Here is a 23,090-nt window from a genome sequence, read left to right as displayed (position 1 = left end):
GGTCCCTCCGCCGTCTGTCGGAGGGGCCGGGCAGAATCGCGTCCGTGCTGGTGGCGGTGGTGGCGGACGAGCGGGGCGGCGGTGTGCTGCAACCGCTCGACGACGGTGGGGGCCCGGCCGGCCCGGCGGAGCCGGTGGCCGACCTGGCCGCCGCGGTGGCCGCCCGGGAGGCCGCCGACCGGCCCCGCTGGGTGTGGGCCACCGGCGCCACCCTCTACCCGGCGTTGCTGCGCGCCGGCGTCCGGCTCGACCGGTGCCACGACGTCGAGCTGACCGAGGCGCTGCTGCTCGGCCACGCCGGCCGCTGGGGCGAGCCGCGCGCGCTCGCCGCCGCCTGGGCCCGGCTCACCGGGGCGCCGGTCCCGCCGGACCCGGCCCCACGCCAGCCGGAGCCGCCCGGCCACGGCCAGGGTGCGCTCTTCGACGCGCCGTCCGGCCCGCCCGGTCCGGGCATCGCGGCGTCGACCCGGGTGTACGCGGACCAGCTCGCCCGGATCGCCCGGACCGAACACCCCGGCCGGTTCCGGCTGCTGGTGGCCGCCGAGTCGGCGGGCGCGCTGATCGCCGCCGAGATGGGCGCGGCCGGCTTGCCCTGGCGTGCCGACGTGCACGACGCGATCCTGGCCGACCTGCTCGGCGAGGCGTCCCCGGTCGGCGGGCCGCCCCGCCGGCTGGCCGAGTTGGCCGCGCGGATCGCCGAGGCGTTCGGCGTCCGCCAGCTGCACGCCGATTCCCCGGCCGAGCTGCTGAAGGCGTTCGCGCGGGCCGGCGTGGAGCTGCCGAACACCCGGGCCTGGGTGCTGCGCGGGGTGGAGCACCCGGCGGTGCCGCTGGTCCTGGAATACAAGGAGCTCTACCGCATCTGGACGGCGCACGGCTGGGCCTGGCGCGACGCCTGGGTCTCCGGCGGCCGCTTCCACCCGGAGTACGTGCCCGCCGGCGTGGTCTCCGGCCGCTGGGCCACCCGGGGCGGCGGGGCGTTGCAGATCCCGAAGGTGATCCGCCGCGCCGTGGTGGCCGACCCGGGCTGGACGTTCGTGGTGGCCGACGCGGGCCAGCTCGAACCGCGGGTGCTCGCCGCGGTCTCCGGCGACGAGCGGCTGGCGGCCGCCGGCGGCGCCGGTGACCTCTACGCGGCGCTGGCCCGGGACGCCTTCGCCGGTGACCGGGCCCGCGCCAAGGTGGCTCTGCTCGGCGCCATGTACGGGCAGACCGGCGGCGCCGCGGTGCCCGCCCTGGCGGTGCTGAGGAAGAGCTACCCGACGGCGTTCGGCCACGTCGAGGCGGCGGCCCGCACCGGCGAGGCGGGCGGGCTGGTCCGGTCGTGGCTGGGGCGTACCTGCCCGCCGGGGTCGGTCGGTTTCGGTGACGGCGATGAGGCGGTGGTGGACGGCGGGGTGGATCCGCAGAGCCCGCGCGCTCGGGCGGCCCGCTCGCGCGGGCGGTTCACCCGCAACTTCGTCATCCAGGCGACCGCCGCCGAGTGGGCGTCCACGCTGCTGGCCACGCTCCGCACCGAGCTGGCCGGCACCCGGTCCGAGCTGGTCTTCTTCCAGCACGACGAGGTGATCGTGCACTGCCCGGCCGAGACGGCCGAGGCGGTCGTCGCGGCGGTCACCGAGGCCGGCGAGCGGGCCACCCGGCTGCTTTTCGGGGACACCCCGGTCCGCTTCCCGCTCGACCTCTCCGTGGTGGACTGCTACGCCGACGCGGCATAGCCACGCAATTTTCCGTTTTGCCCCGCTACCCGCTCCCCGGCGCGCTCGTTGGGCCCGGTGTGCGTACGACGGGACGGACCGGGCGCGGCTGCGTCCGGTCCGTCCCCCAGGTCGAGGGGGCACCGCTGAACCGGATCGCAGGAATGATCATCGCCGCTGGTGGAGGCCGCCGGATCGGCGGACCCGAGGCGCTGCTGCACCAGGGGGAGAAGCCTCTGGTCAGCCGGATGATCGACACGATGGCCGAGGCGGGCTGCGTGGAGGTCGTCGTCGTGCTGGGCGCCGCGGCGGACCAGGTGCGGCAGACCACCGACCTGACCGCGGCCACCGTGGTGGTCAACCGGGCCTGGGGGACCGGGGTCGGCTCCTCGATCCGCGCCGGGCTCGCCGCGCTGACCGACGAGACCATCGAGGCCGTGGTCGTGGTGCCGGTGGACATGCCCGGGCTCACCGCCGCGGCGGTCCGCCGGGTCGCCGCCCTGCCGTACCCGGACGTGCTGGTCTGCGCCACCTACGACGGGCTGCGCGGCTACCCGATGCTCTTCGGCCGCCGGCACTGGTCCGGCATCGCCACCCTGGCCAGCGCCGACGTGGGCGCCCGGCCGTACCTGCTGGCGCACAAGGACCAGATCGTCGACATCGCCTGCGACTCGGTGGCCGACGGCAGCCGGATCGACAGCCCGGAACTGATGGCCCTCTACGGCCTGAACATCCCCGAACAGCGGGTCGCGTCCGAGGTGGGCTGAGTATCCGTACGGATGTGCCGGGGCGCACAGCGGCCACACTCGTGCCATGCGCCGACTCGCCGCCGCCCTGCTGTGCCTGGCCGCGCTCGTCAGCTGCGCCGAGCCGGGCGACGTGCCCTCGTCGGCCGGCTCCGCCACGGGCACCAGCTGGGCCACCTACCAGGCTGATGTCACCGCCGTTCGGGTCAGCGCCGACCCGCGCTCACTCTCGCTGACCGTGGCCCTGCTCGGTGACGCCGACGGTTGCTCCCGACATCCGCGGATCACCTACTTCACCGAGGAGAACAACCGGATCTACGCCAACGTGGTGCAGGATTCGCGCCTGTCGGGGACGGTCGGGGCCTGCTCCACCCACACGCCTGGCGAGGTGACGTTGACAGCGCCGGGGCCGATTGCCGGCCGGATCGTCGTGCTGAACCAGGAGCCGTGGAAACGCGACGGTGCGGAGTACCGCCGCTGCGATGCGGCGTTCGGCTGCGATCCGATGCCGACGGACCACTGTGACCCCGCCTGGATCAGCGTCGCGGTCCGGGGCATGGACGTGTCCCGGCACTCCACCGGGTCGACCGAGGGCTGCGACGGCAGATGGCTGGTCATGACGGTGCCGTTCGATCCGGTGCCGTGCGGTGCCGAGGCGAGGCCGGGTTGCGACGCGTCGGTCAACGTGCGCCGCCACTTTCTCCGCTGGGCCGGCCAGCGGGGCTGGGCCCCGATCGCCAGCTCGACGGAGGCCGGCTGCGGACGTGTCCTCACCACCGAGCCGGCCTTCCCGAGGAAGCTCTGCGCCGACCTGCCCAAGCCCTGATCGGGGTCCCCGCCTAGGGCCGCTCCAGGCCGAGCCGATCGGCCAGCCCCTCCACCGCCGCCGCCAGCGCGACGGGCGTCGGTCGCCGGGTGACAAGGAAGAGGGTGAAGCGGCCCGGCACCGGTGCCGGCGCCACCTGCTCGTCCGGGGCCGCGTACGCGAGCGCGAGCCCGCGCGGCAGGACGACCGGGCAGCCGAGCAGCCGGCCCATCCGGACCGCCGTCTCGCCCGTGGCCGCCGGCTTCGGCCGGGCGCCCAGCGCGGAGAGCCGCCGGTGCAGTGCGTCCGCGGACGGGTCGTAGCTGTGCGCCACCACGTCGAGCCCGGCGAACGGCCGGCGCCCGGGCCCGAGCCGTACCCCGGGCGGGGTGAGCAGGGCCAGCCGGTCGCCGGCCACGGGTGACGCGGTGGCCGTGGCGGGCAGCCGCATCTGGTTGGCGACCGTGACGAAGGCGGCGTCGAGCGAGCCCTCGCCGACCCACTCGACGAGGCGGTCACCGTGGTCGGTGACCTGGTGCACCGTCGCGTCCCGGAGCAGGTCCACCAGGGCGGGGAACAGCCACGCGGCCAGGCTCGGAAAGGTGCCGACGCTCCACACCTCCCCGCGCGCCGCCGCGCGGGTCCGGTCGAAGATCGCCTCCAGGTGGCCGAGGATGTGGACCGCCTCCGCGGCCAGCGCCCGGCCGGCCGGGGTCGGTCGCGCCCCCGTGGTGTCCCGGTCGAAGAGCCGCTCGCCGATCCGCCGCTCCAGCGCGGCCAGCCGGTTGCTCGCGGCCGGCTGGCTGATCCGCATCTCGCGGCCCGCCGCGCCGAGCGAGCCGTGCCGGGCCAGCGCCGCCACGAGCCGCAGGTCCTCGACCGTGGGTAGGGAGCTCATAGGTCCAGGTTATGAGTCAGCCGGCCGATCCACCAGCTACCGGCTGCTCCGGCGGGACCACATCATCGAACCGTGGACACCCGCCGCGACATCGCCGCCATGCTCACCACCACCTTCGTCACCTGGCTGGGGCAGCGCACCACCGCCGTGGCGCTGCCCCTGGTCGCGCTCGCCGAGACCGGCTCGGCCTGGACCACCGGCCTGGTCGGCGGCGCGGTCGGGCTGCCCATGCTCACCTCGGCCTGGTGGGCGCGCGGCCTCCGGCAGCGGCTGACCACCGGACGGTCCCTGGCCGGGGTGCTCGCGATCCAGGTGCTGGGCCTGCTCGTCATCCCGGTCGGCGCGGCGGTCGGCACCGTCGGCCCGCTGCACCTGGCCGCCGCCGGGCTGGTCACCGGGGCCGCCACCACGCTCAGCGGGCCGGGCCAGCGGGCGCTGCTCGCCGACCTCTGCGACGGCGCAGGCGCCGGCGTCGCCGCCCGGATGCTGGCCTGGCAGGACTTCGCGCACCGCAGCACCATGATTCTCGCGCCGCCGCTGGCCGGCTGGGCGGTCACCGTCAGCGGGCCGCTGCGGCTGCTCTGGGCGGAGGCGGCCGGCGTCGCCCTCGGCGCGGCCCTGCTGCTGGCCGTCCGGGGCGCCGCCGCGCCCGCCGCCGCCGAGGGCGCCACCGGCGCTCCCGCGCTCCGGCACGTGCTCGCCCGGCACCCCGAGGTACGCCGCGCCGTGACCATGGCCGGCGTCGGCGGCCTCACCTGGTTCGCCTTCACCCTCGGGCTCGCCATCCTCGGCGCCGAGACGGGCCGACCCGGGCTGCTCGTCTCGGCCGGCATGACCGGCTACGGCGCCGGCTCGCTCGCCGGCGCGCTGGTCGCGCCCGCGCTCGTACCCCGGCTGCCGCCGCTGGGCACCATGGCGGCCGGCTGGATCCTGCTGGGCGCGACCTTCGCGGCGCTGCCCGCGGTCACCGGGTCGCTCCCGCTGATCGCGGTCGTGGCCGCGGTGGGCGGCCTCGCCATGCCGCTGGGCATCGGCGCGGTCAACCGCCTGATCACCACCCGAACCGAGGGCGCGGAACGGCGGGCCGCCTTCGCCGTGGAGAGCCTGGTGCACGAGGGTGCCGTCTCGATCGGCCTGCTCGGCGGTGGGGCGGTGATCGGCCTGGCCGGCGCCGGTCCGACGCTGGTCGTCGCGGGCGCCGCCCAGGTCGCCGTCGGGCTCCTCGCCGGGCCCTGGCTGCTCCCGCCGCCGAAGGGGATCCGGGCGGCGGCCCCGCCGCCCGATCGGCCGGTCCGGGACCGGGTGGCAGCCTGACCGGCCGCGCCTCGCGGCAGTCGTACGGGACAGTGCGTCCCGTCCCACGGCGTTAGGCTCGCCCGGTGACCCGCCCTCCGGCCGACCTCGTTCCCGCTGAGGTCCCGGCACATCCGCTGGCGCACAACCCGCTCAACGGGGTCACCGGCGGAATCTGGCGGACGCGTCGCGCCGGGCGGCTGGCGGTGCTCAAACTGATCGCGCCGCCGGGAGCCGGCGTCGGCCCGGCGCACTGGGCGGCGAGTGACGACGCCGGGCACTGGAACTACTGGCGGCGCGAGGTGGAGGCGTACCGGAGCGGGTTGGCCGTGACCTGCTACGCGGACGCCGGTCTCGTCGCTCCGGACCCGCTGGCGATCGACGATCGTCCGGACGGGACGGTCGCGCTCTGGCTGACCGAGGCGGTGGGCCGCCCGGGCACCGCCTGCACCGTACGGGACCTCGCCGACCTGGCTCGTCGGCTCGGCGCCGCCCAGGCCTCCTGGCTCGCCGGCCCCGGCTCCGCCCCGGTCACCCGCCGCGGCGGAAACGTGCCGCGGTACGACTGGCTGGCCCGGGACTGGTTGCGCGACTACACGCTGAGCCGGCCGGTCACCGAGCCGGTGCCCTGGGGCCATCCGGTCGCCGTCGCCACCTGGCCGGTGTCGCTGCGGGACGACCTTCGCCGACTGTGGGAGCAGCGGCAGGCCGTGCTGGCGGCCACCGACCGGCTGCCCCGTACCCTCTGCCACCACGACGTCTGGCCGACGAACCTGGTGTTCGCCGACGGCGGCCCGGTCCTGCTGGACTGGTCCTTCGTCGGCCCGGGGCCCATCGGCGAGGATGCGGCCAACCTGGTCCTGGACACCTTCTTCGACGGCCTGGTGGACGTGGCGCTGCTGGCCGACGTGGCGGACGCGGTGCTGGACGGCTACGTCGATGGGCTGCGCGGCGCTGTCGATCCGGCGCTGGTCGCCCGTGCGGTGCGGCTCAGCGGCGCGGCCAAGTACTTCTGGCTGGCACCCGTGATGCTCAACCGGGCCGGCGGCGCCACCGGCCAGACCTACGACCGGCGGGACGAGGCGGCCATGTTCGCCGGCCGGCGCCCGGTCCTGGAACTCCTCGCCCGGTGGGCGGCCACCTCGGTCGGCTGACCCGCCCGCTCACGCCAGGTCGAACAGCGCGGCCGCGTTGCCCCAGCAGACCGCCCGCAGCCAGTCGTCACCCAGGTCGAGCCGGGCCAGCCCGTCGAGCTGCTCGGCATACGGGTAGGGGATGTTCGGGAAGTCGCTGCCGAGCAGCACCTTGCCGGCCAGCCCCAGCTCGCGCAGCCGCGGCAGCTCCGCCGCCGGGAACGGCATGAACCGGTCGAAGAACGAGGTGAACGCCATCGTCGTGTCCAGCCGCACGTGCCGGTACCGCTCCGCCAGGTCCAGGAAGGCCGCGTAGTCGGGCGCGCCCAGGTGCGCCACGATCGCGGTCAGCCCGGGGTGCCGGGTGAGCAGCGCGGCGAACGACGCCGGTCCGGTGTGCACCGTGCCGACCGGCGCGTGCCCGGCGTGCACCACCACCGGCACGCCCGCCTCGGCCAGCAGCCCCCACACGGCGTCCAACTCCGGGTCGGTCGGCGCGAAGCCGCCCACCTGGACGTGCACCTTGAACACCCGGGCGCCGGCCGCGAGGGCGTCCGCCACGTAGCGCGCGGCCGCCGGCTCCGGGAAGAAGGTCGCCGAGGGCAGGCAACCCGGGGTACGCGCCGCGAAGTCCAGCGTCCACCCGTTCAGCGCCTCCGCCATGCCGGGCCGGTGCGGGTACGCCAGCGCGCTGAACGCCCGCACGCCGAGCCGGCGCAGGTGCGCCACCCGCGCCTCGTCGTCCCACCGGTACCGGATCGGCCACTCGGTGCCGACCAGCGGCCCGGCCGCGTCAAAGTACGCCCACACCTTGCGCAGCATCCGGGGCGGCAGGAAGTGGGTGTGCACGTCGGCGAGCCCGGGCAACCCGAGCCGTCGCCAGAACTCCGGCACGGCCGCGTCCTCGGCCGGTGGCCGGGTGTGGTCCGCCGGTTCCTCGCCGCCGTCGCCCGGGTCCGTCATACCTGAATGTCGAACCGCTGCAGCACCGAGGGCGCTACCAGCCCCACCGCGGCCAGCACGGCGAGCACGGTCAGCGCCGCGCGCAGCACGATCGTCTCGGCCTTGCTCCCGGTGCGCAGCGCGATGCCGTTGGGCAGCCCGATCATCGTCCACATCCGCCGCTTGATCGGGATGGGCCAGAGGATCGGCACCCCGGCCCGGGTGATCATGTCCCCGAGGATGTGCACGAAGCAGCCCACCCCGACGGCGGTGCCGATGAGGGGATAGCCACGGTCACCGGGCAGGTTGGCGAAGGTGAACCAGGCCGCGGCCGCCGAGACCAGGGTGACGACCACCCAGCCGGCCCGCTCGGCCCACTCGTCGAAGAGCCCGCGCAGCGCCAGGCCGATCATGAAGAAGAGGATGCTGACCACCGCCCACTTGCCGTACGCGGCGCAGAGCGCGGTGGTGCCCCAGCCGACCAGCAGGGTGAACGGGATGGTGTGGGTCAGCGTCCGGTGCCCGTTGTTGCGGCGCGGGTCCTTGCTCAGCTTGGTCGCGTAGTAGACGCCCAGCGAGATCTTCTCCATCACCTCGGCGATGAAGAGGCTGAACACACCGAAGGTCCGGGCCACGGTGGCGCCGCCCTGGTTGCGGGTCACCTTGCCGGACAGGTCGAGGTCGGGGAAGAGCGCCCCGCCCGCGCAGACCGCGGTGCCGACCGCCAGCGCGAGCGGCGTCTGGTGGTAGTCGGCGAACTGGTCCAGCGCCCAGGAGCCGGTCAGCCACACCGCCGCGCCGGACAGCGCGTGGGATGGTCCCATCATCTCGGCTCGCCCTCCCCAGAGATCTTGATCGACAAAACTACGCCACTGTAGTTAGGCATCGGGTCGCGGGGCATCACCCGGACGGTCCACTGGGGAAGGGGTCCGTGGACGGGCCGGCGGGCGCCGCCGGATCACCAGGAAGTATGTCGTTCCGGCCGCCCGGTGCCGGGGCATCTGTCGGTGATGAGACGACGGGGTTGTCAGCCGGCCGCGTGGGTGGAGCGGCCCGGCCGGAAGCTGTCCCGGATCAGCGCCAGCTGCGTGGCCGCGGCGGGCCAGTCGGCGTCGGAGGTGGTCCACCCGAGGGTCCAGCCGCCGGCGTCGCCGGGCAGCACCCGCAGCGCGTGCATCCGCTCCCCGTACGGGGCGGTCCAGCGGCACTCCCACTCCGCGCCGCCGCCGACGGCGGTCAGCCGCACCTGCTGGTAGCCGGGCAGCCGGCCATCGGTGGTCAGCTCCCGTTCGGCCGCCCGCAACTGGTCCACCGGGCCGCCGCCGGCCGGGTAGGGCTCGACTCCGAGGATCCGCCGCGTGGTGGGGTCCTGGAAGCAGGTGGTGCTGCCGGACCGCAGGTGCAGCCAGCCGGCCGGCACCGCGACCCGGAAGCCCGCGGAGTCGGCGTACCAGATCCAGCCTGCCGGGAGGGTGAGCGCCGCGTCGGCGGGCGGCGAGCCGGCCCGCACCGGGTTGCCCGCCGCGTCGGGCCGCACGCACGGGAACGGGGGCGGCGGGGCGCCGGGCGGCGGGCCGCCGGGCGGGCCGGGAGGGTGTTCCCAGGGTTCGCCCAGCCCCTCGCCGTGCGGGTCGCCGTCCGGCCGCCCGTCGTGGTCGTCGGTGACCGCCAGGGCGGTGCCGATCCCCGCCGCCACGGCGAGCACGGCGGCGGCCGCCGCGAGCGCCCAGCGCCGCATCGCGGCCCGGCGCCGCTCGCCGCTCCCGCCCGCGGGCCCGCCCAGGGCTGGTGGGCCGTCCACCGCGTCGCCGTCGGCGATGGGGGTGCCGGCCGGCCCGCTGGTGGCAGCGGAGGCGCCGGCCCCGACGGTGCGCGCGGGCTCGTCGGGCCCGCCCCCGCCGGGCCGGCTGTCCGCGGCTCCGGGGTGGCCCGCGGCCAGCGGCAGGGTGGCGTCGCCGTCCGATCCGGCCGGCGGCGCCGCCCACTCGCTCCGGCGCGCGGCCCGGCTCCACTCGCGGGCGGCGGCGGCCGGGGGCATCACGTCCGGGTAGGCGCGCTCCGCTGGCGGCACGGCGGTGGCGCCGGTGCTGTCCCAGCCCGGTTCGCCGGTTGCGCGTGCCGTGCCGCCGCTGTCCCGGCCCGGCCCGCCGGCTGCGCGTCCCGTGCCGCCGCTGTCCCGGCCCGGCCCGCCGGCGGGTGGCGCGGGTGCGGCGCCGGTCACCGGCCAGCCGGGCACGTCGACCGTCGGCGCGGTGGCGGCGGCCAGCAGCCGGGCCGCGTCGTCGTGGCCGAGCCGGTGCCGCGGGTCGCGGCGCAGCAGCCCGACCAGCACCGGCGCCAGCGGGCCGGCGTGCGGCGCCGGGTCCGGCGGCCGGCTGGCCAGCGCGGCCAGCGTGGCCATCGCGGTGCTGCGGGCGTACGGGGAGCGGCCCTCCACGGCCGCGTGCAGGGTGGCGCCCAGCGACCAGAGGTCGGCCTCGACGCTGGACACTCCCTCCGCGGCCCGCTCCGGGGCCACGTACTGCGGGGAGCCGAGGACCAGGCCGGGGCGGGTCATCATCCCGTCGCCGCCGTCGAAGACGGCCAGCCCGAAGTCGGTGAGCAGCACCCGACCGTCCCGGGCCAGCAGCACGTTGGCCGGCTTCACGTCCCGGTGCAGCACGCCCGCCTCGTGCGCCGCGCGCAGCGCGGCCAACACCGCCAGCCCGATCCCGGCCGCCCGGCGCGGGTCCACCGGCCCGTCCGTCTCGATGATCTCCTGCAACGACCGCGACGGGACGTACTCCATCACCAGCCACGGGTCGCCGTCGACCCGGACCACGTCGTAGACCCGGACCACGTTGGGGTGGCTGAGGCGGGCGGCCGCGCGCGCCTCGCGGAGGGTCCGGCCGCGCAACTCGTCGCGTTCGTCCGCGGCGAGCCAGCCCGGTGGCACCACCTGCTTCACCGCCACCTCGCGGTGCAGCATCTCGTCCCGGGCGCGCCAGACCCGGCCCATCCCGCCGCGTCCGACCAGGTCGAGCAGGCGGTACCGGCCGGCGATCGTTACCTGCTGCACCGCACTCCTCACCGCTGGTGGATGTCCACAATAGCCAACGGATCGGACAACACCTATCGCCCGTCGGGCGGCGCGCTCAGCTCGCGGCCCCGGCCAGCAGATTTCCCTCCGGGATGGCGATGGCGGAGCGGCCACCGGCCAGCAGCGCCGTCGCCCGACGGGCCTGGAAGGGGCCGTGCTCCCGGCGGGCGGTGGCGTAGCTGCCGGCGGTCCGGGCGGCGATGGCGGACCAGGCGTAGCGCTCGGCGACCACGGTGCGCGCCCGGCGGGCCACCCGGCGGGCGAAGACCTCGTCGCCGAGCAGCCGGTCGACCGCACCGGCCAGCGCGTCGGGGTCGCTGTGCGGGAAGGTCACCCCGGTCACGCCCGGTTCGACGATCTCGGCCAGGCCGCCGGTGTCCGCCACCGCGAGGGGCGCGCCCGCGGCGGCCGCCTCCAGGGCGATCATGCCGAACGGCTCGTAGAGGCTGGGGACCACCGTCGCGTCGGTGGCGCCGAGGACGGCCGGGAGCTGGGTGGCGTCCAGGAAGCCGGCGAACCGGACGGTGTCGGTGAGGTGCAGCCGGTGCGCCTGGTCGACCAGCTCGTCGCGGTACGGGCCGTCGCCGGCGATCACCACCCGCAGGCCGGGGTGCCGGTCCCGCAGGTACGGCACGGCGTGCACCAGGTGCTGCACGCCCTTCTCGTACACCAGCCGGCCGGCGTACCCGACCAGCGGGCCGTCGGCGGCGAACCGGGCCCGGGCGGCGGAGACCGCGCGGGGGCGGGCCCGCCAGGCCCGGTCGTCCACCCCGTTGGGGACCACGTCGATCCGCCCGGCCGGCACGTCGAACAGGCGCCCCACCTGGTCGCGCATGTAGCCGGAGCACGCGATCACCCGGGTCGAGGCGGTGCTCAGCCAATGCTCGACGCCGTGGATGGTGCGGTTCATCTCCTCGGGCAGCCAGCCCTGGTGCCGGCCCGCCTCGGTGGCGTGGATGGTGGTGACCAGCGGCAGGTCCAGGTGCTCGGCCAGGGTGACCGCGGTGTGCGCGACCAGCCAGTCGTGGGCGTGGATGACGTCGTACCCGCCGGACTCGGCGGCGCGCAGCGCCACCCGGGTGAGGGTGTGGTTGAACGCCATGGTCCAGGCCAGCAGCGAGTCGGTGGCGAGCGGGAACCGGACCGGGTCCTCGGCGGCACGCAGGACGCGCACGCCCTCGGCGTACTCCTCCAAGGGGACGCCCTCGGCGTGTCGGGTGACGACGGTGACCTCGTGACCGGCGGCGGCCAGCGCCACGGACAGCGCGTGCACGTGGCGGCCGAGGCCACCGACGAGCACGGGTGGGTACTCCCAGGAGAGGATCAGCACCCGCTGGCGCCGGGCGGGCTGGATGTCGATCACGTCGGCGTCTGTGGACATGCGGCCCCCTTGGAGTTGTGGTTCCCGCACCGCCCGAGCGCACCGCGTCGGGCGCGTCGTGGGGTCGCAGCCCATCCTGCCCAGCGGTCGATAACCAGCGGAGACGCGCCGGTTGCCGGTCTGTAACGCGTTACCCGCGGAGCCGCCGGACGCGCAGCAGCTCGGCCACCGACCACGCCTGGAACGGGCAGCCGGTGGCGGCGTGCGGGGCGAGCCCGTCGGCGGTCTCGCTCACCGAGCCCAGGCCGTACTCGGTCAGGTGCCCCTCCAGCCCCACCAGCAGGTCGTCGGTGGGCAGGCCGGCCCGGCGGTACGCGTCGACGAACGGCCCGATCAGCCAGGGCCAGACGGTGCCCTGGTGGTAGCCGGAGTCCCGCTCGGCCGGGCCGCCCCGGTGCCGGCCGACGAAGCCGGGGGAGTCGGGGGCGAGGCTGCGCGGCCCGAGCGGGGTGAACAGCGCCTCGGTGACCCGGCGCAGGGTGGCCTCGTCCGGTTCGAGGGGCGCGTACGGCAGGGACCAGGCGAGCAGCTGGTTGGGGCGGAGCAGGTCGTCGTCGTGGTGCGGCGCCCCGCCCAGCGGGTACGCGGGCGCCGGCGCGTCCACCACGTCGTGCAGCCAGCCGGCCGGCGTGGGGAAGCGCTCCCGGAACGCGGCGGCGGCCCGTGCGTGCCGTGCCCGGAGCGCGCCGGCGTCCCGGCCGGCCAGCTCGGTCAGCTCGGCGAGCCCGGCCAGCCCGTTCACCCAGAGCGCGTTGACCTCGACCGGCTTGCCGGTGCGCGGGGTGACCGGCACCCCGTAAACGCGGGCGTCCATCCAGGTGAGCGCGACGTCCGGCGGCCCGCCCTGGGTGAGCAGCCCGTCTGCCGGGTCGACGCCGATGCCGTAGCGCGTGCCCGCCACGTGCGCGGCCACCACGGCCTCCAGCGCGGGCAGCAGCTCCGCGCCGAGGTCGGTGTCCCCGGTGACGGTGACGTGCCGGTTCACCGCGTGCAGGAACCACAGCGTCGCGTCGACGGTGTTGTGCTCCACCCGCCCGGTGTCGGCGGTGTTGGCGAGCATCCCCTCCGACAGCGTGGCCGCGTACGCCCGCAGCAGCTCCCGGCCCTCGTCGCCCCGGTTGGTGCGGAGGAAGAGCCCCTCGTAGGAGGTCATGGTGTCCCGCGACCAGGCCCCGAACCAGGGATAGCCGGCCACCACGTCCGGCCCGGTGGCGGTGTGCACCACGAACGCGTCGGCGGCCAGGGCGAGGGTCGCGTCGACGTCGTCGTCCGGCTTCGCCGCGGCCACCACCGCCCGGTGACGCCGCCGGGCCGCCTCGACCAGCGCGGTGGCCGGCGGGGGCTCCTCGGCCAGGTCGTCCGCCCAGGCCAGCACGGACACCTCGGCGCCCGGCTCGTCGAGGGCGGCGGAGAACCGGCCCGCGTACCAGAGGTCCTCGTCGGGGTGCAGCCCGCGCGCCGCCTCCTCGCGGTGGCGCACGCCCAGCCACCACTGGCCCTCGGGGGTCCAGCCCGGCCCGGCCAGCCGGAAGGCGCCCTCCACCACCGCGCCGCCGGCCACCTCCTCCAGCCGCGGGGTGGGGCCGTCCGCCCGCCGCTCGCCGTGCGCGTCGCGCCAGGTGCAGGCTGCCGCCAGGTCCAGCCGGACCGGGCCGCCGGAGACCAGCCGGTGCACCACCGCCACGCAGGAGCGGCCGTACGCCATGGCGATCTCCCGCTCGATCACCACGTCGCCGACCCGCCAGCGCCAGCGGGGCACCCCCTCGGTGAGGTCGAAGCGCTCCAGCAGCTCGAACCCGCGCGGGTCGACCACCCCGGAGGACCACTCGTGCGCGCCGAGCCGCACCTGCTGCCCGGACGGCAGGGTCACCGCCGGGTCGAGGCTGACCAGGCCCACCTTGCGGGCGGCCGGCGTCTCCCCGGCCACGACCAGCAGCCCGTGGTAGCGCCGGGTGCGCAGCCCGGCGACCGTGCCCATGGCGTAGCCGCCCCGCCCGTCGGTGACCAGCCACTCCCGCGTCGACGAGGCGGACAGCTCCCCGCAGACCTGCGGACCGAAGCGAATCTCGATCAACTTTCCTCCACCACCGGCGGGGTGTCACCCGCCACGACGACAATGGCCCCTGTGGTCAAGTACCCCGGCGGCGTCGAAGATGTGCAGGTGATCACCGACCGCCCGAACTCCGCGACCCCCGACCCCGAGCGGCACCGGCTCGCCCAGGCCGACGCCGGGGAGCAGGACTGGCGCGCATGGGGTCCCTATCTGTCCGAGCGGGCGTGGGGGACGGTACGGGAGGACTACAGCGAACACGGCACGGCGTGGGACTACTTCCCCCACGACCATGCGCGGTCCCGAGCCTACCGGTGGAACGAGGACGGCATGGCGGGCGTCTGCGACGACCGGCAGACCTTCTGCTTCGCGCTCGCCCTGTGGAACGGGCGGGACCCGATCCTCAAGGAGCGGATGTTCGGCCTCGGCGGCGACGGCGGCAACCACGGGGAGGACGTGAAGGAATACTGGTGGTACGAGGATTCCACGCCCACCCACTCCTGGATGCGCTGGCGCTACCACTACCCGCAGGCCGCCTTCCCCTACGACGAGCTGGTCGCCGTGAACGCGCTGCGCGGCCGGGACGACACCGAGTACGAGCTGGTCGACACGGGGATCTTCGACGACGACCGGTACTGGGCGGTCACCGTCGACTACGCCAAGGCGTCCCCGACCGACCTGTGCGTGCTGATCACGGTGGCCAACCGGGGGGACACCGACGAGACCCTGCACGTGCTGCCCACCCTCTGGTTCCGCAACACCTGGGCGTGGGGACTGCCCGGCGGCGACCGGGTGCCGAGGCTGACCGGGGCGGGGTCCCGGCTGGTCGGTGAGCACTGGGTGCTCGGCCAGCTCCTGCTGGAGGGTGACGGCGCGCCCACGCCGCTGCTCTGTGACAACGACACCAACGCCGAGCGGCTGTGGGGGCTGCCCGGGCGGTCGGCGTACCCGAAGGACGGGATCAACGACCACGTGGTGGCCGGCGCGGACACCGTCAACCCGGAGCGGGAGGGGACCAGGGGCGCCCTGCACTACGTGCTGGACGTGCCGGCCGGCGGGCAGCGGCAGATCCGGCTGCGGCTGACCCGCACCGCCCCGCCCCCGGCGAGCGACCCGCCGCCCCCGGCCGACCTCGGCGACGGCTTCGACACGGTGCTCTGGGCGCGGCGCGCCGAGGCGAACCGGTTCTTCGACAGCGTCATCCCGGCCGCCGCGAGCGCCGACGAGGCGCTGGTCGCCCGCCAGGCCATCGCCGGGCTGATGTGGGGCAAGCAGTTCTACCACTTCGACGTCAAGCGCTGGCTGGACGGCGACGCGGGCTCGACGCCGCCGGCCGGCCGCCGGCACGGGCGCAACAGCGCTTGGTGGCACATGAACAGCTTCGACGTGATCTCCATGCCGGACCCCTGGGAATATCCCTGGTACGCCGCCTGGGACCTGGCCTTCCACTGCGTCACGATCGCCCGGGTCGACCCCGGCTTCGCCAAGGAGCAGCTGCTGCTCCTGCTCCGCGAGTGGTACCTGCACCCCAACGGGCAGATCCCGGCGTACGAGTGGGCGTTCGGCGACGTGAACCCGCCGGTGCACGCCTGGGCGGCGCTCAAGGTGTTCGAGATCGACGGCTGCCGGGACCACGAGTTCCTCGCCCGGGTGATGCACAAGCTGCTGCTCAACTTCACCTGGTGGGTCAACCGGAAGGACACCGGCGGCAACAACGTCTTCGAGGGCGGCTTCCTCGGGCTGGACAACGTCGGCCCGTTCGACCGCTCCGCGGCGCTGCCGGTGGCCGGGGTGCTGGAGCAGTCCGACGGCACCGCCTGGATGGCCATGTACGCGCTCAACCTGCTCGACATGGCCGTCGTGCTGGCCGAGCACGACCGGGCGTACGTGGACACCGCGACGAAGTTCTTCGAGCACTTCGCGTACATCGCCGCGGCCGCGTACGACCAGGGGCTCTGGGACGACGAGGACGCGTTCTTCTACGACGTGCTGCGGCAGGCCGACGGCACGAAGGTGCCGCTGAAGGTCCGCTCGGTCGTCGGGCTGCTGCCGCTGGCCGCGGTCACCCGGCTCACCGCGCGCACCCTGCACCGGCTGCCCGAGCTGGGCGCCCGCCTGCGCTGGTTCCTCACCAACCGCCCCGAGTACGCCGAGGTGATCGGCGCCCGTCGGCTCGGCCCGGACGGCCGGCAGCAGCGGCTGCTCTCCATGGTCGGCCCCGACCAGGTGGTACGCCTGCTCGCCCGGATGCTCGACACCGACGAGTTCCTCTCCGAGTACGGGCTGCGTACGCTGTCCCGCGCCCACCTGGACAAGCCGTTCACGGTCACCCTCGGCGGTCAGGAGTTCAGTGTCGGCTACGAGCCGGCCGAGTCGACGAGCGGCCTGTTCGGCGGCAACTCCAACTGGCGCGGCCCGATCTGGATGCCGACCAACTTCCTGCTGATCAGCGCGCTGCGCGACTACGCCGCCTTCTTCGGCGACGACCTGCAGGTGGAATATCCGACCCGGTCCGGGGTGAAGCGGACCCTCGACGAGATCGCCGACGACCTGTCGGCGCGGCTGATCTCGCTGTTCACCCGCGACGGCTGGGGCCGGCGGCCGATCTACGGCGCGGCCCAGCTCTTCCAGACCCACCCGGACTGGCGGGACCTGATCTGCTTCCCCGAGTACTTCCACGGCGACAACGGCGCCGGCCTCGGCGCGTGGCACCAGACCGGGTGGACCGCCCTGGTCGCCGACCTGGTCCTCACCCTGCGCCGCTGAGGGTGGGGCGCGACGCCGAGCGCCGCGCCCCACCACCTCAGAGTGCCGTCCGTGTTCGCGACTGCGAGGCTCGCGAACCCGGCTCGCTCCTCGCGCTCAGGGCAGCGGGAGGAACGCCACCCGGGCGTGGTACTCGCCGGCCACCGTGACGGTGTCGCTGCCGACCCAGAGACCTCGATCGGTGGCGTACAGCTCCTGGGTGCCGACGCCCCGGTCCTTGGTCGGGTTCCAGGGCAGGGCCTTGCCGGTGGTCGGGTGGATCGCCCCGATCCCCGGCCGGGACACCGCGCCCGGGCCGGCCGAGTCGCGCCCGAGCGGGTTGTCCAGCCAGCGCTGGTGGCCGCCCACGTAGATCGCCGCGCCGGTGATCGCCACCGAGAGCAGCGTGTCGCCGCCGGTGTAGTTCGCCCAGGTCGGCTGCTTGCCGCCGGTCTCGGCGCCGAACTCGAAGCGGGACGCCGTGTCGCAGAGCGTGCCCGGGAACGCGGCGCCGGTGGTGACCGCCACGAACCAGGTGCCGTCCGGGGAGATGTCGACCCCGCGCAGGTAGGTGGGCATGGTCTTGGCGCACTGCGGCTGGTAGCGGTCGGTCGACCAGGCCGAGAGGGTGGCGCCGGTGGCGGTCAGGTTCGCGACCGCGAGCTGGTGCCGCGTCGCGCCGGCGACCGAGCTGAAGTTGCCCACGAAGACGAGCCGCCGGCCGTCCGCGGAGACGTCCAGCGCCTCGATCTTGACCGGTGCGGTGGCCCCGGAGGTGGTCTTTCGGGGGCCCTCGACCCGCAGGTTGACCGACGCGTCGGCGGCCCCGGTGGTCGGGTTCAACGCGGCCAGGGCCCGTCGCGTCACCCCGCCCACGGTCTGGAACGCGCCGCCGACGATCAGCCGGTTGCCGACCAGCCGCATGTCGTTGACCTGGTTGTTGAGCGCGGCGGGGGCGAACCCGGCGACCCGGGCGCCGGTGGCCGCGTCGACCCGGGCCACCCGTGGCGCGGCCACGCCGTTGACCGTCGTGAACGCGCCACCGAGGTAGAGCGAGCGGCCGTCCGGCGCGGCGGCGAGCGCCTTCACCGTGCCGTTGACCACGGGCCGGAACGTGGTGTCGATCCGGCCGGTGGTGGCGTCGATGGCCACGAGCCGCGGCATCGCCAGCTGGGCGGTCTGCCCGGCGTTGCGGACCTTGGTGAACGAGCCGGCCAGGTACACCCGGTTGCCGATCTGGAGGATCCGGTACACGGTCCCGTCGAGCGCGTGCGGTGTCCAGTCCACCGGATTGGCGCCGACCACCGTGGAGTGTGTGGCGTTGACCGCGAGGGCCGGGGACGGGGGGAGCGCGCCGCCCGCGGCGGCGAGCGCGGCCACGACGGCGGTGGCCGCCCTCCGGCGACGCCGGCGCCGGGCCGGGGTCGCGCGGGGCTGATCGCGTGAGGTCGTCATCGCCGAAGCATGCCGCCCGGACCCGGGTCGGCGCAGTCGGGTTCCCGCCGCTGGTCGCACGGCGTTCGGCCAATCCGGACGGTCCGTCCGTCCGGTGCGGGATGATCTTGTCGGCCGATGCGGGCGCGCCCGGCGGGCCGGAAACCCGGCTGCCGGGGCGACCCGGAGGCAGTACCGTGTCCCGGTCCGGCACACGGGAGGAGTTCGCGATGCCACAGCGCCGGGAGGCCGCGGTGCTGGTCTTCGACGCCGACGACACGCTCTGGGAGAACAACGTCCTCTTCGAGCGGGTGATCGACGACTTCCTCACCTGGCTGGACCATCCGACGCTGGACCGGACGGAGATCCGGACGGTGCTCGACGACATCGAGCGGGCCAACGCCGTCGCGCACGGCTACGGCAGCAAGGTCTTCCTGCGCAGCCTGGGGGAGTGCCTGGAGAAGCTGCGCGCGCGGCCGGCGACCGACCGGGAGCGCGCCGAGATCGACGACCTGGCGGCGGCGCTGGTCGGCCACCAGGTCGAGCTGATGCCCGGCGTGGCGGAGACCCTGGACGATCTGGCCACCCGGCACGAGCTGCTGCTGCTCACCAAGGGGGAGCGCGAGGAGCAGCAGCGCAAGCTCGACGCCTGCGGCCTGCTGCACCACTTCCGTGCCGCGCACATCGTGCCGGAGAAGGACGTCGACACCTACCGCTGGCTGGCCCGGGAACACGCCTTCGACCCGGCCAGCGCCTGGATGGTCGGCAACTCCCCGCGCTCGGACATCCTGCCCGCCCGGGCCGCCGGCCTGAACGCGGTCTTCATCCCCAACGAGAACACCTGGGTGCTGGAGCACGACGAGCTGGACCCCTCCGACCGCGGGGTGATCCGGCTGGCCGCCTTCCCCGACCTGGTCCGGCACTTCTGATCCGGCGGGTAACGTCCCTGGCGTGCCGCTGACCTTCCCGTCGCACCTGGCGCCGGTGCTGCCGCTGAAGCTCTGGCGGCCGCACTGGTTCGACGGGGTGGCGCTGGCCACCGGCGCGGTCGCGCCGGATGCGGCCTACCTGTTCACCGGCACCGGGCTCGATCTCGGGCTGCGCACGCACACCCTCGGCGGGCTGCTCTGGTGGTGCCTGCCCGTCGCCCTCGGCTACGCCTGGATCGTCCGCCGGGTGATCGCCGGGATCGCCGTGCACCTGCCCGGCCAGCGGCTGTTCGGCTGGCCCGACCACGCCGCGCTGGCCGGCGTCCGGCATCCCTGGCAGGTCACCGTCTGCTCGGCGCTGATCGGCGCGTTCAGCCACGTAGCCTGGGACCGGGTCACCCACAGCGACCGGTGGCCGCGCCTGCTCGGCATCGCCGACTTCCACGCCCTGACCGGGCTCTACTGGTGGCAGGTGGCGGACGTGGTGGGCAGCCTCGGCGGCGGGCTGCTGGTCGCCGTCCTGGCGGTGCGCGCCGCCCATCGGCGTGAGATCTTCGACGGCGCCCGGCCGCCGGCGCCGCCGGCTCGGCCGGGGATGTTCTGGGGGGTCGCCCTGGCGGTCACCGGACTCGGGACGCTGCTGCTGCCGGGTCTGCCGGCGGCCACCGTCGCGGCGCCGGCCGGGGTGCGCCTGCTGCACCTCGCGGCGGTCGCGCTGATCGCCGGGGCGGCCGCGGCCGGGGCCCTGACCGGGCCCCCGCGCGGCGCCGGGCGCAGCCCTCGCCTCGAACACCAACAGCGTTGGTCCGGCTGACCCTGTTACGCCGACATGCCGTATTTCAACGTTGGTATCAATCACATTCCCCCGGGCCCGCGGAAGCTTGTCCGACCTGCGAGAACCTGCCTAACCTGAGCCCGCGCCCACGACTCTTCGGGGTGAGTCGGGGGCGCGCCGAAGTCCGGTAGTTGGGCACCGTGGAGCTGAGTGCATGCGGGCCGGCTCGCCGTGTTGAGCCCGGCGTTGGCGGCGTGCCACGCAACGTCGTGCTCGCGAACGGCGAAGACCGCTACCACGCCGGACGGCTGGGGTCAGGACCGGGGAGTTGCGGACCCGGTCCTGACCCGTCCGGCCACCTCCGCCACCCCGCGACGATCGACCGGACCGGGGCGGTGCGCGGACCGGCGCCGTGCGAGGATCCTCCGCGTGAAGCCGACGAGGGCCGCCCGGCTGACCTCCCTGCCACCGCACGCGCGGCAGGTCGTCATCGTCACCGGCGAGGGCTGGCGCACCACCCACGCCACCCTGGAGACGTACGACCGCGCCGGCGACGACTGGCGGCCGGCCCTGCCCCCGCTGCCCGCCCGGATCGGCGCCGACGGGTTCAGCGACCGGCACGTCGAGGGCGTGCCCACCACCCCGACCGGCGTCTACGCCATCGGCCCCACCATGTACGGCATCGCCGCCGACCCGGGCGTGCGCTACCCCTACCACCGGGTGGCCGTCGACGACTGGTGGAACGCCGAGCCGGACTCCCCGCACTACAACAGCTTCCAGCGCTCCGCCGAGCAGTTGGGCGGCCAGAGCGAGGCGCTGTGGCGGGAGGACCCGGCGTACACCCACTTCGCGGTGATCACCTACAACATGCCGCCGACCGTGCCGGCCCCGGTGCCGCACGCCGGCAGCGGCATCTTCCTGCACCAGTTCGGCCGTGCCGAGGGCAGTCCCACGGCCGGCTGCGTGAGCCTGTCCCGCGAGCACCTGGTCGCGGTGCTCACCTGGCTCGACCCCGAGGCGGCGCCGCACGTCGTGCTCAGCCCCGCCGAGCGGCTCGACCGCTACTGACCCGCCAGCCGCCCCCACGAGCCCGCCAGGACCGCATTCCGATGGACACGATCAGCACCGGCCAGCCGCCCGCCGAGAACGCCGCCAGCACCTGTTACCGGCACCCGAAGCGGGAGACGCTGCTGCGCTGCACCCGCTGCGACCGCCCCATCTGCCCCGACTGCATGCGCGAGGCGCCGGTCGGCCACCGCTGCCCCGAGTGCGTCCGGGCGGACAACCGGACGGTCCGCCAGGCCCGCACGGTCTTCGGCGGCCGGCTCGTCGCCCGCCCGCTGGTGACGTACGCGCTGGTCGCCCTCATTCTGCTGGCGTACCTGGTCGAGCTGGTCCACCCGGCCGTGCTCGGCCAGTTCGACAGCCTGGGCACCGGGCTGGTCGACGACGCCGGCGAGCGCTACGTCGACGACGGCGTCGCCCGCCCCGGGTACGAGCTCGTCGGGGTTGCGCACGGCGAGTGGTACCGCCTCATCACCTCGTCCTTCCTGCACCTGCTGCCCACCCAGGGTGCCCTCGGCTTCCTGCACATCGCGTTCAACCTGTGGTGGCTGTGGGAGCTCGGCCGGGTGATCGAGGACCGGCTGGGGCACGCGCGGTACCTGGCCGTCTATCTGCTCTCCGCGCTGGGCGGCGGCGTCCTGGGCTTCCTGGTCTCCCCGCACGAGGCGGCGGTCGGCGCCTCCGGCGCGGTCTACGGCCTGGCCGGCTGCTACGTGGTGCTCGCCCGGCGGCTGCACCACCACCCGATCGACCCGCAGCGGGTGCTCATCCCGTTCGTGATCTGGATGGTGCTCTCCGCCGGCTGGACCTCCTGGGAGGGGCACCTCGGCGGCCTGCTGGTCGGCGGCCTGGTCGGCCTCGGGTTCGCGTACGCCCCGGCCCGGCGGCGGACCGCCGTGCAGGTGGCGGTCACCGCGGCGGTCGCCGTGCTGCTCGTCGCGCTGGTCGTGGCGAAGTCGCTCGCCCTCACCGGCTGACCGTCGCCGAGCGCCCGCCGGCGGGGCGGACGAACGGCTCTGGTGGACGGGGCCGCCCGGCGCGACACTGAGCCATGGCACCTCAGCGCGTACCACTGCTCGCCAGCCTGGTCGTGCTGCTCGCGGCGGCCTGCACGACGACCGACCACGACGGCGCGGCCCCGACGACCGCGCCGGCGCCGGTGGCCGGCACCACCGCCGCCGCGACCACGCCCGCCGCCACCCCGGCCGCGCCCTCCAGCCGGGCGCCCGTCGAGGGCGCCTGGCGGGTGACCTACGGCTGGGCCGTCCCCGCGACACCCGCCCGGGTGCCACACCAGGTCCGGGTGCCGGTCACCCCGGCACCGGGGGAGCCGCTGCCGGTCCTGGTCGAGGTGCGGGTCGGGGACCACCCGGCCGAGGGGTTCAGCCGGATCACCTTCGCCTTCCGCGGCCCGACACCGTCCTACCAGGTCGGCTACGTGCCGCAGGTGTGGACCGAGGGTCGCGGAGCGCCCGTCGAACTGCCCGGCACGGCCTACCTGTCGGTGCGGTTCGACCCGGCGCAGGCGCACGACGCCCGCGGCGCCGGCACGGCCGACCTGCCGCCGGCCCGGATCGGCTATCCGACCCTGCTTGGCTGGGCCGCGGCCGGCGACTTCGAGGGCCACCTCAGCTTCGGGATCGGGCTCCGGCCCCCGGCCGGCGGGACGCTGCCGGTGCGGCTCGGCGAGTCCACCCGCCCCGACGGCACCCACGTCGTCGCGGTCGACGTGCGACGCGGCTGACGCGCGCGCGGACCGGCCGCGCCGGCCCGGTGGCCGGCGCGGTCGGGCACGTGGGTCAGCCGACCTCGCCGCGGACGATGGCCACCGCCACCCGGCAGAACTCGTCCATGTCCGGGTTGAACCCCGCGGCGATGTCCGGGTGCAGCCCGGCGCGGGTCTCGTCGAGCAGCCGACGGCAGACCTCCTCCACGGGCTCACCCGCGTAGCCTGCGCGGACCCGGTCGGCGGCCGCCTGCAGGGCCGAGGTCAGCTGATCCTCCAGCGGGCCGCGCAGCTTCTGCTGCACAGGGTCGAGCCCGCTCGGATCGAGCGTGACATGTGGCTCCGACATCGGCGCTCCCTTCTTCGGCGACCGCGGTACCCCACCGCCGTCG

Annotated in this window: 19 protein-coding genes; 11 read left to right on the top strand and 8 right to left on the bottom strand. The window is 75.4% G+C overall.

The genetic code is table 11. The features are described 5' to 3' along the window. Positions 1-14 precede the first annotated feature (14 nt). From ACFYPD_RS26035 to ACFYPD_RS26025, 3 genes are all read left to right on the top strand, one after another. Positions 15-1,718, top strand: a complete 1,704-nt coding sequence (locus ACFYPD_RS26035; protein WP_387118771.1) for a bifunctional 3'-5' exonuclease/DNA polymerase — start codon at positions 15-17, stop codon at positions 1,716-1,718. A gap of 143 nt (positions 1,719-1,861) precedes the next feature. Then, complete coding sequence (locus ACFYPD_RS26030) at positions 1,862-2,464, top strand: NTP transferase domain-containing protein (protein ID WP_387118597.1); 603 nt, start codon at positions 1,862-1,864, stop codon at positions 2,462-2,464. A 46-nt stretch (positions 2,465-2,510) separates the two neighbouring features. After that, positions 2,511-3,269 carry a hypothetical protein gene (locus ACFYPD_RS26025; RefSeq protein ID WP_387118594.1) on the top strand — a complete coding sequence of 253 codons (759 nt, stop codon included), beginning with the start codon at positions 2,511-2,513 and terminating at the stop codon, positions 3,267-3,269. Between the two features lie 13 nt (positions 3,270-3,282). Here the strand turns inward: ACFYPD_RS26025 and ACFYPD_RS26020 are convergent, their stop codons facing one another. Next, entirely contained in the window at positions 3,283-4,146 is an 864-nt protein-coding gene (locus ACFYPD_RS26020) for a LysR family transcriptional regulator (protein WP_387118591.1), read from the bottom strand. 72 nt (positions 4,147-4,218) lie between these two features. Between ACFYPD_RS26020 and ACFYPD_RS26015 the strand changes: the two genes are divergently transcribed. Both ACFYPD_RS26015 and ACFYPD_RS26010 read left to right on the top strand, forming a co-directional pair. Continuing rightward, entirely contained in the window at positions 4,219-5,460 is a 1,242-nt protein-coding gene (locus ACFYPD_RS26015; RefSeq protein WP_387118588.1) for an MFS transporter, read from the top strand. A 65-nt stretch (positions 5,461-5,525) separates the two neighbouring features. Continuing rightward, positions 5,526-6,593 carry a phosphotransferase family protein gene (locus ACFYPD_RS26010; protein ID WP_387118585.1) on the top strand — a complete coding sequence of 356 codons (1,068 nt, stop codon included), beginning with the start codon at positions 5,526-5,528 and terminating at the stop codon, positions 6,591-6,593. 9 nt (positions 6,594-6,602) lie between these two features. Here ACFYPD_RS26010 and ACFYPD_RS26005 read toward each other — a convergent pair whose 3' ends face one another. The 5 genes from ACFYPD_RS26005 to ACFYPD_RS25985 form a co-directional block, all read right to left on the bottom strand. After that, positions 6,603-7,535 (bottom strand): amidohydrolase family protein, encoded by a 933-nt coding sequence (locus tag ACFYPD_RS26005; RefSeq protein WP_387118582.1) that lies wholly within the window; start codon positions 7,533-7,535, stop codon positions 6,603-6,605. Further along, on the bottom strand, positions 7,532-8,341 hold the full coding sequence (locus ACFYPD_RS26000; protein ID WP_387118579.1) for a metal-dependent hydrolase: 810 nt from the start codon (positions 8,339-8,341) through the stop codon (positions 7,532-7,534). Before ACFYPD_RS26000 ends, ACFYPD_RS26005 begins: the two co-directional genes overlap by 4 nt. Before the next feature lie 200 nt (positions 8,342-8,541). Continuing rightward, positions 8,542-10,572: a protein kinase gene (locus ACFYPD_RS25995; RefSeq protein WP_387118577.1), complete on the bottom strand. Its 2,031-nt coding sequence runs from the start codon at positions 10,570-10,572 to the stop codon at positions 8,542-8,544. Between the two features lie 76 nt (positions 10,573-10,648). Next, entirely contained in the window at positions 10,649-11,974 is a 1,326-nt protein-coding gene (locus ACFYPD_RS25990; RefSeq protein WP_387118574.1) for a glycosyltransferase family 4 protein, read from the bottom strand. Positions 11,975-12,104: 130 nt separating this feature from the next. Beyond that, positions 12,105-14,048 carry an amylo-alpha-1,6-glucosidase gene (locus ACFYPD_RS25985; protein ID WP_387118571.1) on the bottom strand — a complete coding sequence of 648 codons (1,944 nt, stop codon included), beginning with the start codon at positions 14,046-14,048 and terminating at the stop codon, positions 12,105-12,107. 42 nt (positions 14,049-14,090) lie between these two features. On the opposite strand from ACFYPD_RS25985, the gene ACFYPD_RS25980 reads away from it, so the two are divergent. Continuing rightward, positions 14,091-16,790 carry a glucosidase gene (locus tag ACFYPD_RS25980; RefSeq protein WP_387118568.1) on the top strand — a complete coding sequence of 900 codons (2,700 nt, stop codon included), beginning with the start codon at positions 14,091-14,093 and terminating at the stop codon, positions 16,788-16,790. 96 nt (positions 16,791-16,886) lie between these two features. On the opposite strand, the gene ACFYPD_RS25975 is transcribed toward ACFYPD_RS25980, so the two are convergent. Further along, a complete protein-coding gene (locus ACFYPD_RS25975) occupies positions 16,887-18,224 on the bottom strand; it encodes a hypothetical protein (RefSeq protein WP_387118565.1) in 1,338 nt (445 codons plus the stop codon). A gap of 209 nt (positions 18,225-18,433) precedes the next feature. On the opposite strand from ACFYPD_RS25975, the gene ACFYPD_RS25970 reads away from it, so the two are divergent. The 5 genes from ACFYPD_RS25970 to ACFYPD_RS25950 all read left to right on the top strand — a co-directional run bounded on the left by ACFYPD_RS25970 (position 18,434) and on the right by ACFYPD_RS25950 (position 22,716). Next, positions 18,434-19,132 carry an HAD family hydrolase gene (locus ACFYPD_RS25970; protein WP_387118562.1) on the top strand — a complete coding sequence of 233 codons (699 nt, stop codon included), beginning with the start codon at positions 18,434-18,436 and terminating at the stop codon, positions 19,130-19,132. A gap of 22 nt (positions 19,133-19,154) precedes the next feature. Beyond that, entirely contained in the window at positions 19,155-19,946 is a 792-nt protein-coding gene (locus ACFYPD_RS25965; RefSeq protein WP_387118559.1) for a DUF4184 family protein, read from the top strand. A 390-nt stretch (positions 19,947-20,336) separates the two neighbouring features. After that, on the top strand, positions 20,337-20,975 hold the full coding sequence (locus tag ACFYPD_RS25960; RefSeq protein ID WP_387118556.1) for a L,D-transpeptidase: 639 nt from the start codon (positions 20,337-20,339) through the stop codon (positions 20,973-20,975). Positions 20,976-21,016: 41 nt separating this feature from the next. Beyond that, positions 21,017-21,949: a rhomboid family intramembrane serine protease gene (locus tag ACFYPD_RS25955; protein ID WP_387118553.1), complete on the top strand. Its 933-nt coding sequence runs from the start codon at positions 21,017-21,019 to the stop codon at positions 21,947-21,949. 74 nt (positions 21,950-22,023) lie between these two features. Further along, positions 22,024-22,716: a hypothetical protein gene (locus ACFYPD_RS25950; protein WP_387118550.1), complete on the top strand. Its 693-nt coding sequence runs from the start codon at positions 22,024-22,026 to the stop codon at positions 22,714-22,716. Between the two features lie 55 nt (positions 22,717-22,771). Here ACFYPD_RS25950 and ACFYPD_RS25945 read toward each other — a convergent pair whose 3' ends face one another. Then, complete coding sequence (locus tag ACFYPD_RS25945) at positions 22,772-23,047, bottom strand: hypothetical protein (protein WP_357948198.1); 276 nt, start codon at positions 23,045-23,047, stop codon at positions 22,772-22,774. Positions 23,048-23,090: the final 43 nt, after the last annotated feature.

This window comes from Micromonospora sp. NPDC005299 (genome assembly GCF_042872345.1).
Taxonomy (GTDB): Bacteria; Actinomycetota; Actinomycetes; order Mycobacteriales; family Micromonosporaceae; genus Micromonospora.
Note: the sequence above shows the minus strand (reverse complement) of the source record. Positions and strands in the feature narration are given on the sequence as shown.

What these genes read in the sequence shown, in the direction of transcription:
- ACFYPD_RS26030 (WP_387118597.1), top strand. Translation starts at nt 1,862, where the DNA reads ATGATCATCGCCGCTGGTGGAGGCCGCCGGATCGGCGGACCCGAGGCG.
- ACFYPD_RS26025 (WP_387118594.1), top strand. Translation starts at nt 2,511, where the DNA reads ATGCGCCGACTCGCCGCCGCCCTGCTGTGCCTGGCCGCGCTCGTCAGC.
- ACFYPD_RS26020 (WP_387118591.1), bottom strand. Translation starts at nt 4,146, where the DNA reads ATGAGCTCCCTACCCACGGTCGAGGACCTGCGGCTCGTGGCGGCGCTG.
- ACFYPD_RS26005 (WP_387118582.1), bottom strand. Translation starts at nt 7,535, where the DNA reads ATGACGGACCCGGGCGACGGCGGCGAGGAACCGGCGGACCACACCCGG.
- ACFYPD_RS26000 (WP_387118579.1), bottom strand. Translation starts at nt 8,341, where the DNA reads ATGATGGGACCATCCCACGCGCTGTCCGGCGCGGCGGTGTGGCTGACC.
- ACFYPD_RS25990 (WP_387118574.1), bottom strand. Translation starts at nt 11,974, where the DNA reads ATGTCCACAGACGCCGACGTGATCGACATCCAGCCCGCCCGGCGCCAG.
- ACFYPD_RS25980 (WP_387118568.1), top strand. Translation starts at nt 14,091, where the DNA reads ATGGCCCCTGTGGTCAAGTACCCCGGCGGCGTCGAAGATGTGCAGGTG.
- ACFYPD_RS25975 (WP_387118565.1), bottom strand. Translation starts at nt 18,224, where the DNA reads ATGACGACCTCACGCGATCAGCCCCGCGCGACCCCGGCCCGGCGCCGG.
- ACFYPD_RS25970 (WP_387118562.1), top strand. Translation starts at nt 18,434, where the DNA reads ATGCCACAGCGCCGGGAGGCCGCGGTGCTGGTCTTCGACGCCGACGAC.
- ACFYPD_RS25955 (WP_387118553.1), top strand. Translation starts at nt 21,017, where the DNA reads ATGGACACGATCAGCACCGGCCAGCCGCCCGCCGAGAACGCCGCCAGC.
- ACFYPD_RS25950 (WP_387118550.1), top strand. Translation starts at nt 22,024, where the DNA reads ATGGCACCTCAGCGCGTACCACTGCTCGCCAGCCTGGTCGTGCTGCTC.
- ACFYPD_RS25945 (WP_357948198.1), bottom strand. Translation starts at nt 23,047, where the DNA reads ATGTCGGAGCCACATGTCACGCTCGATCCGAGCGGGCTCGACCCTGTG.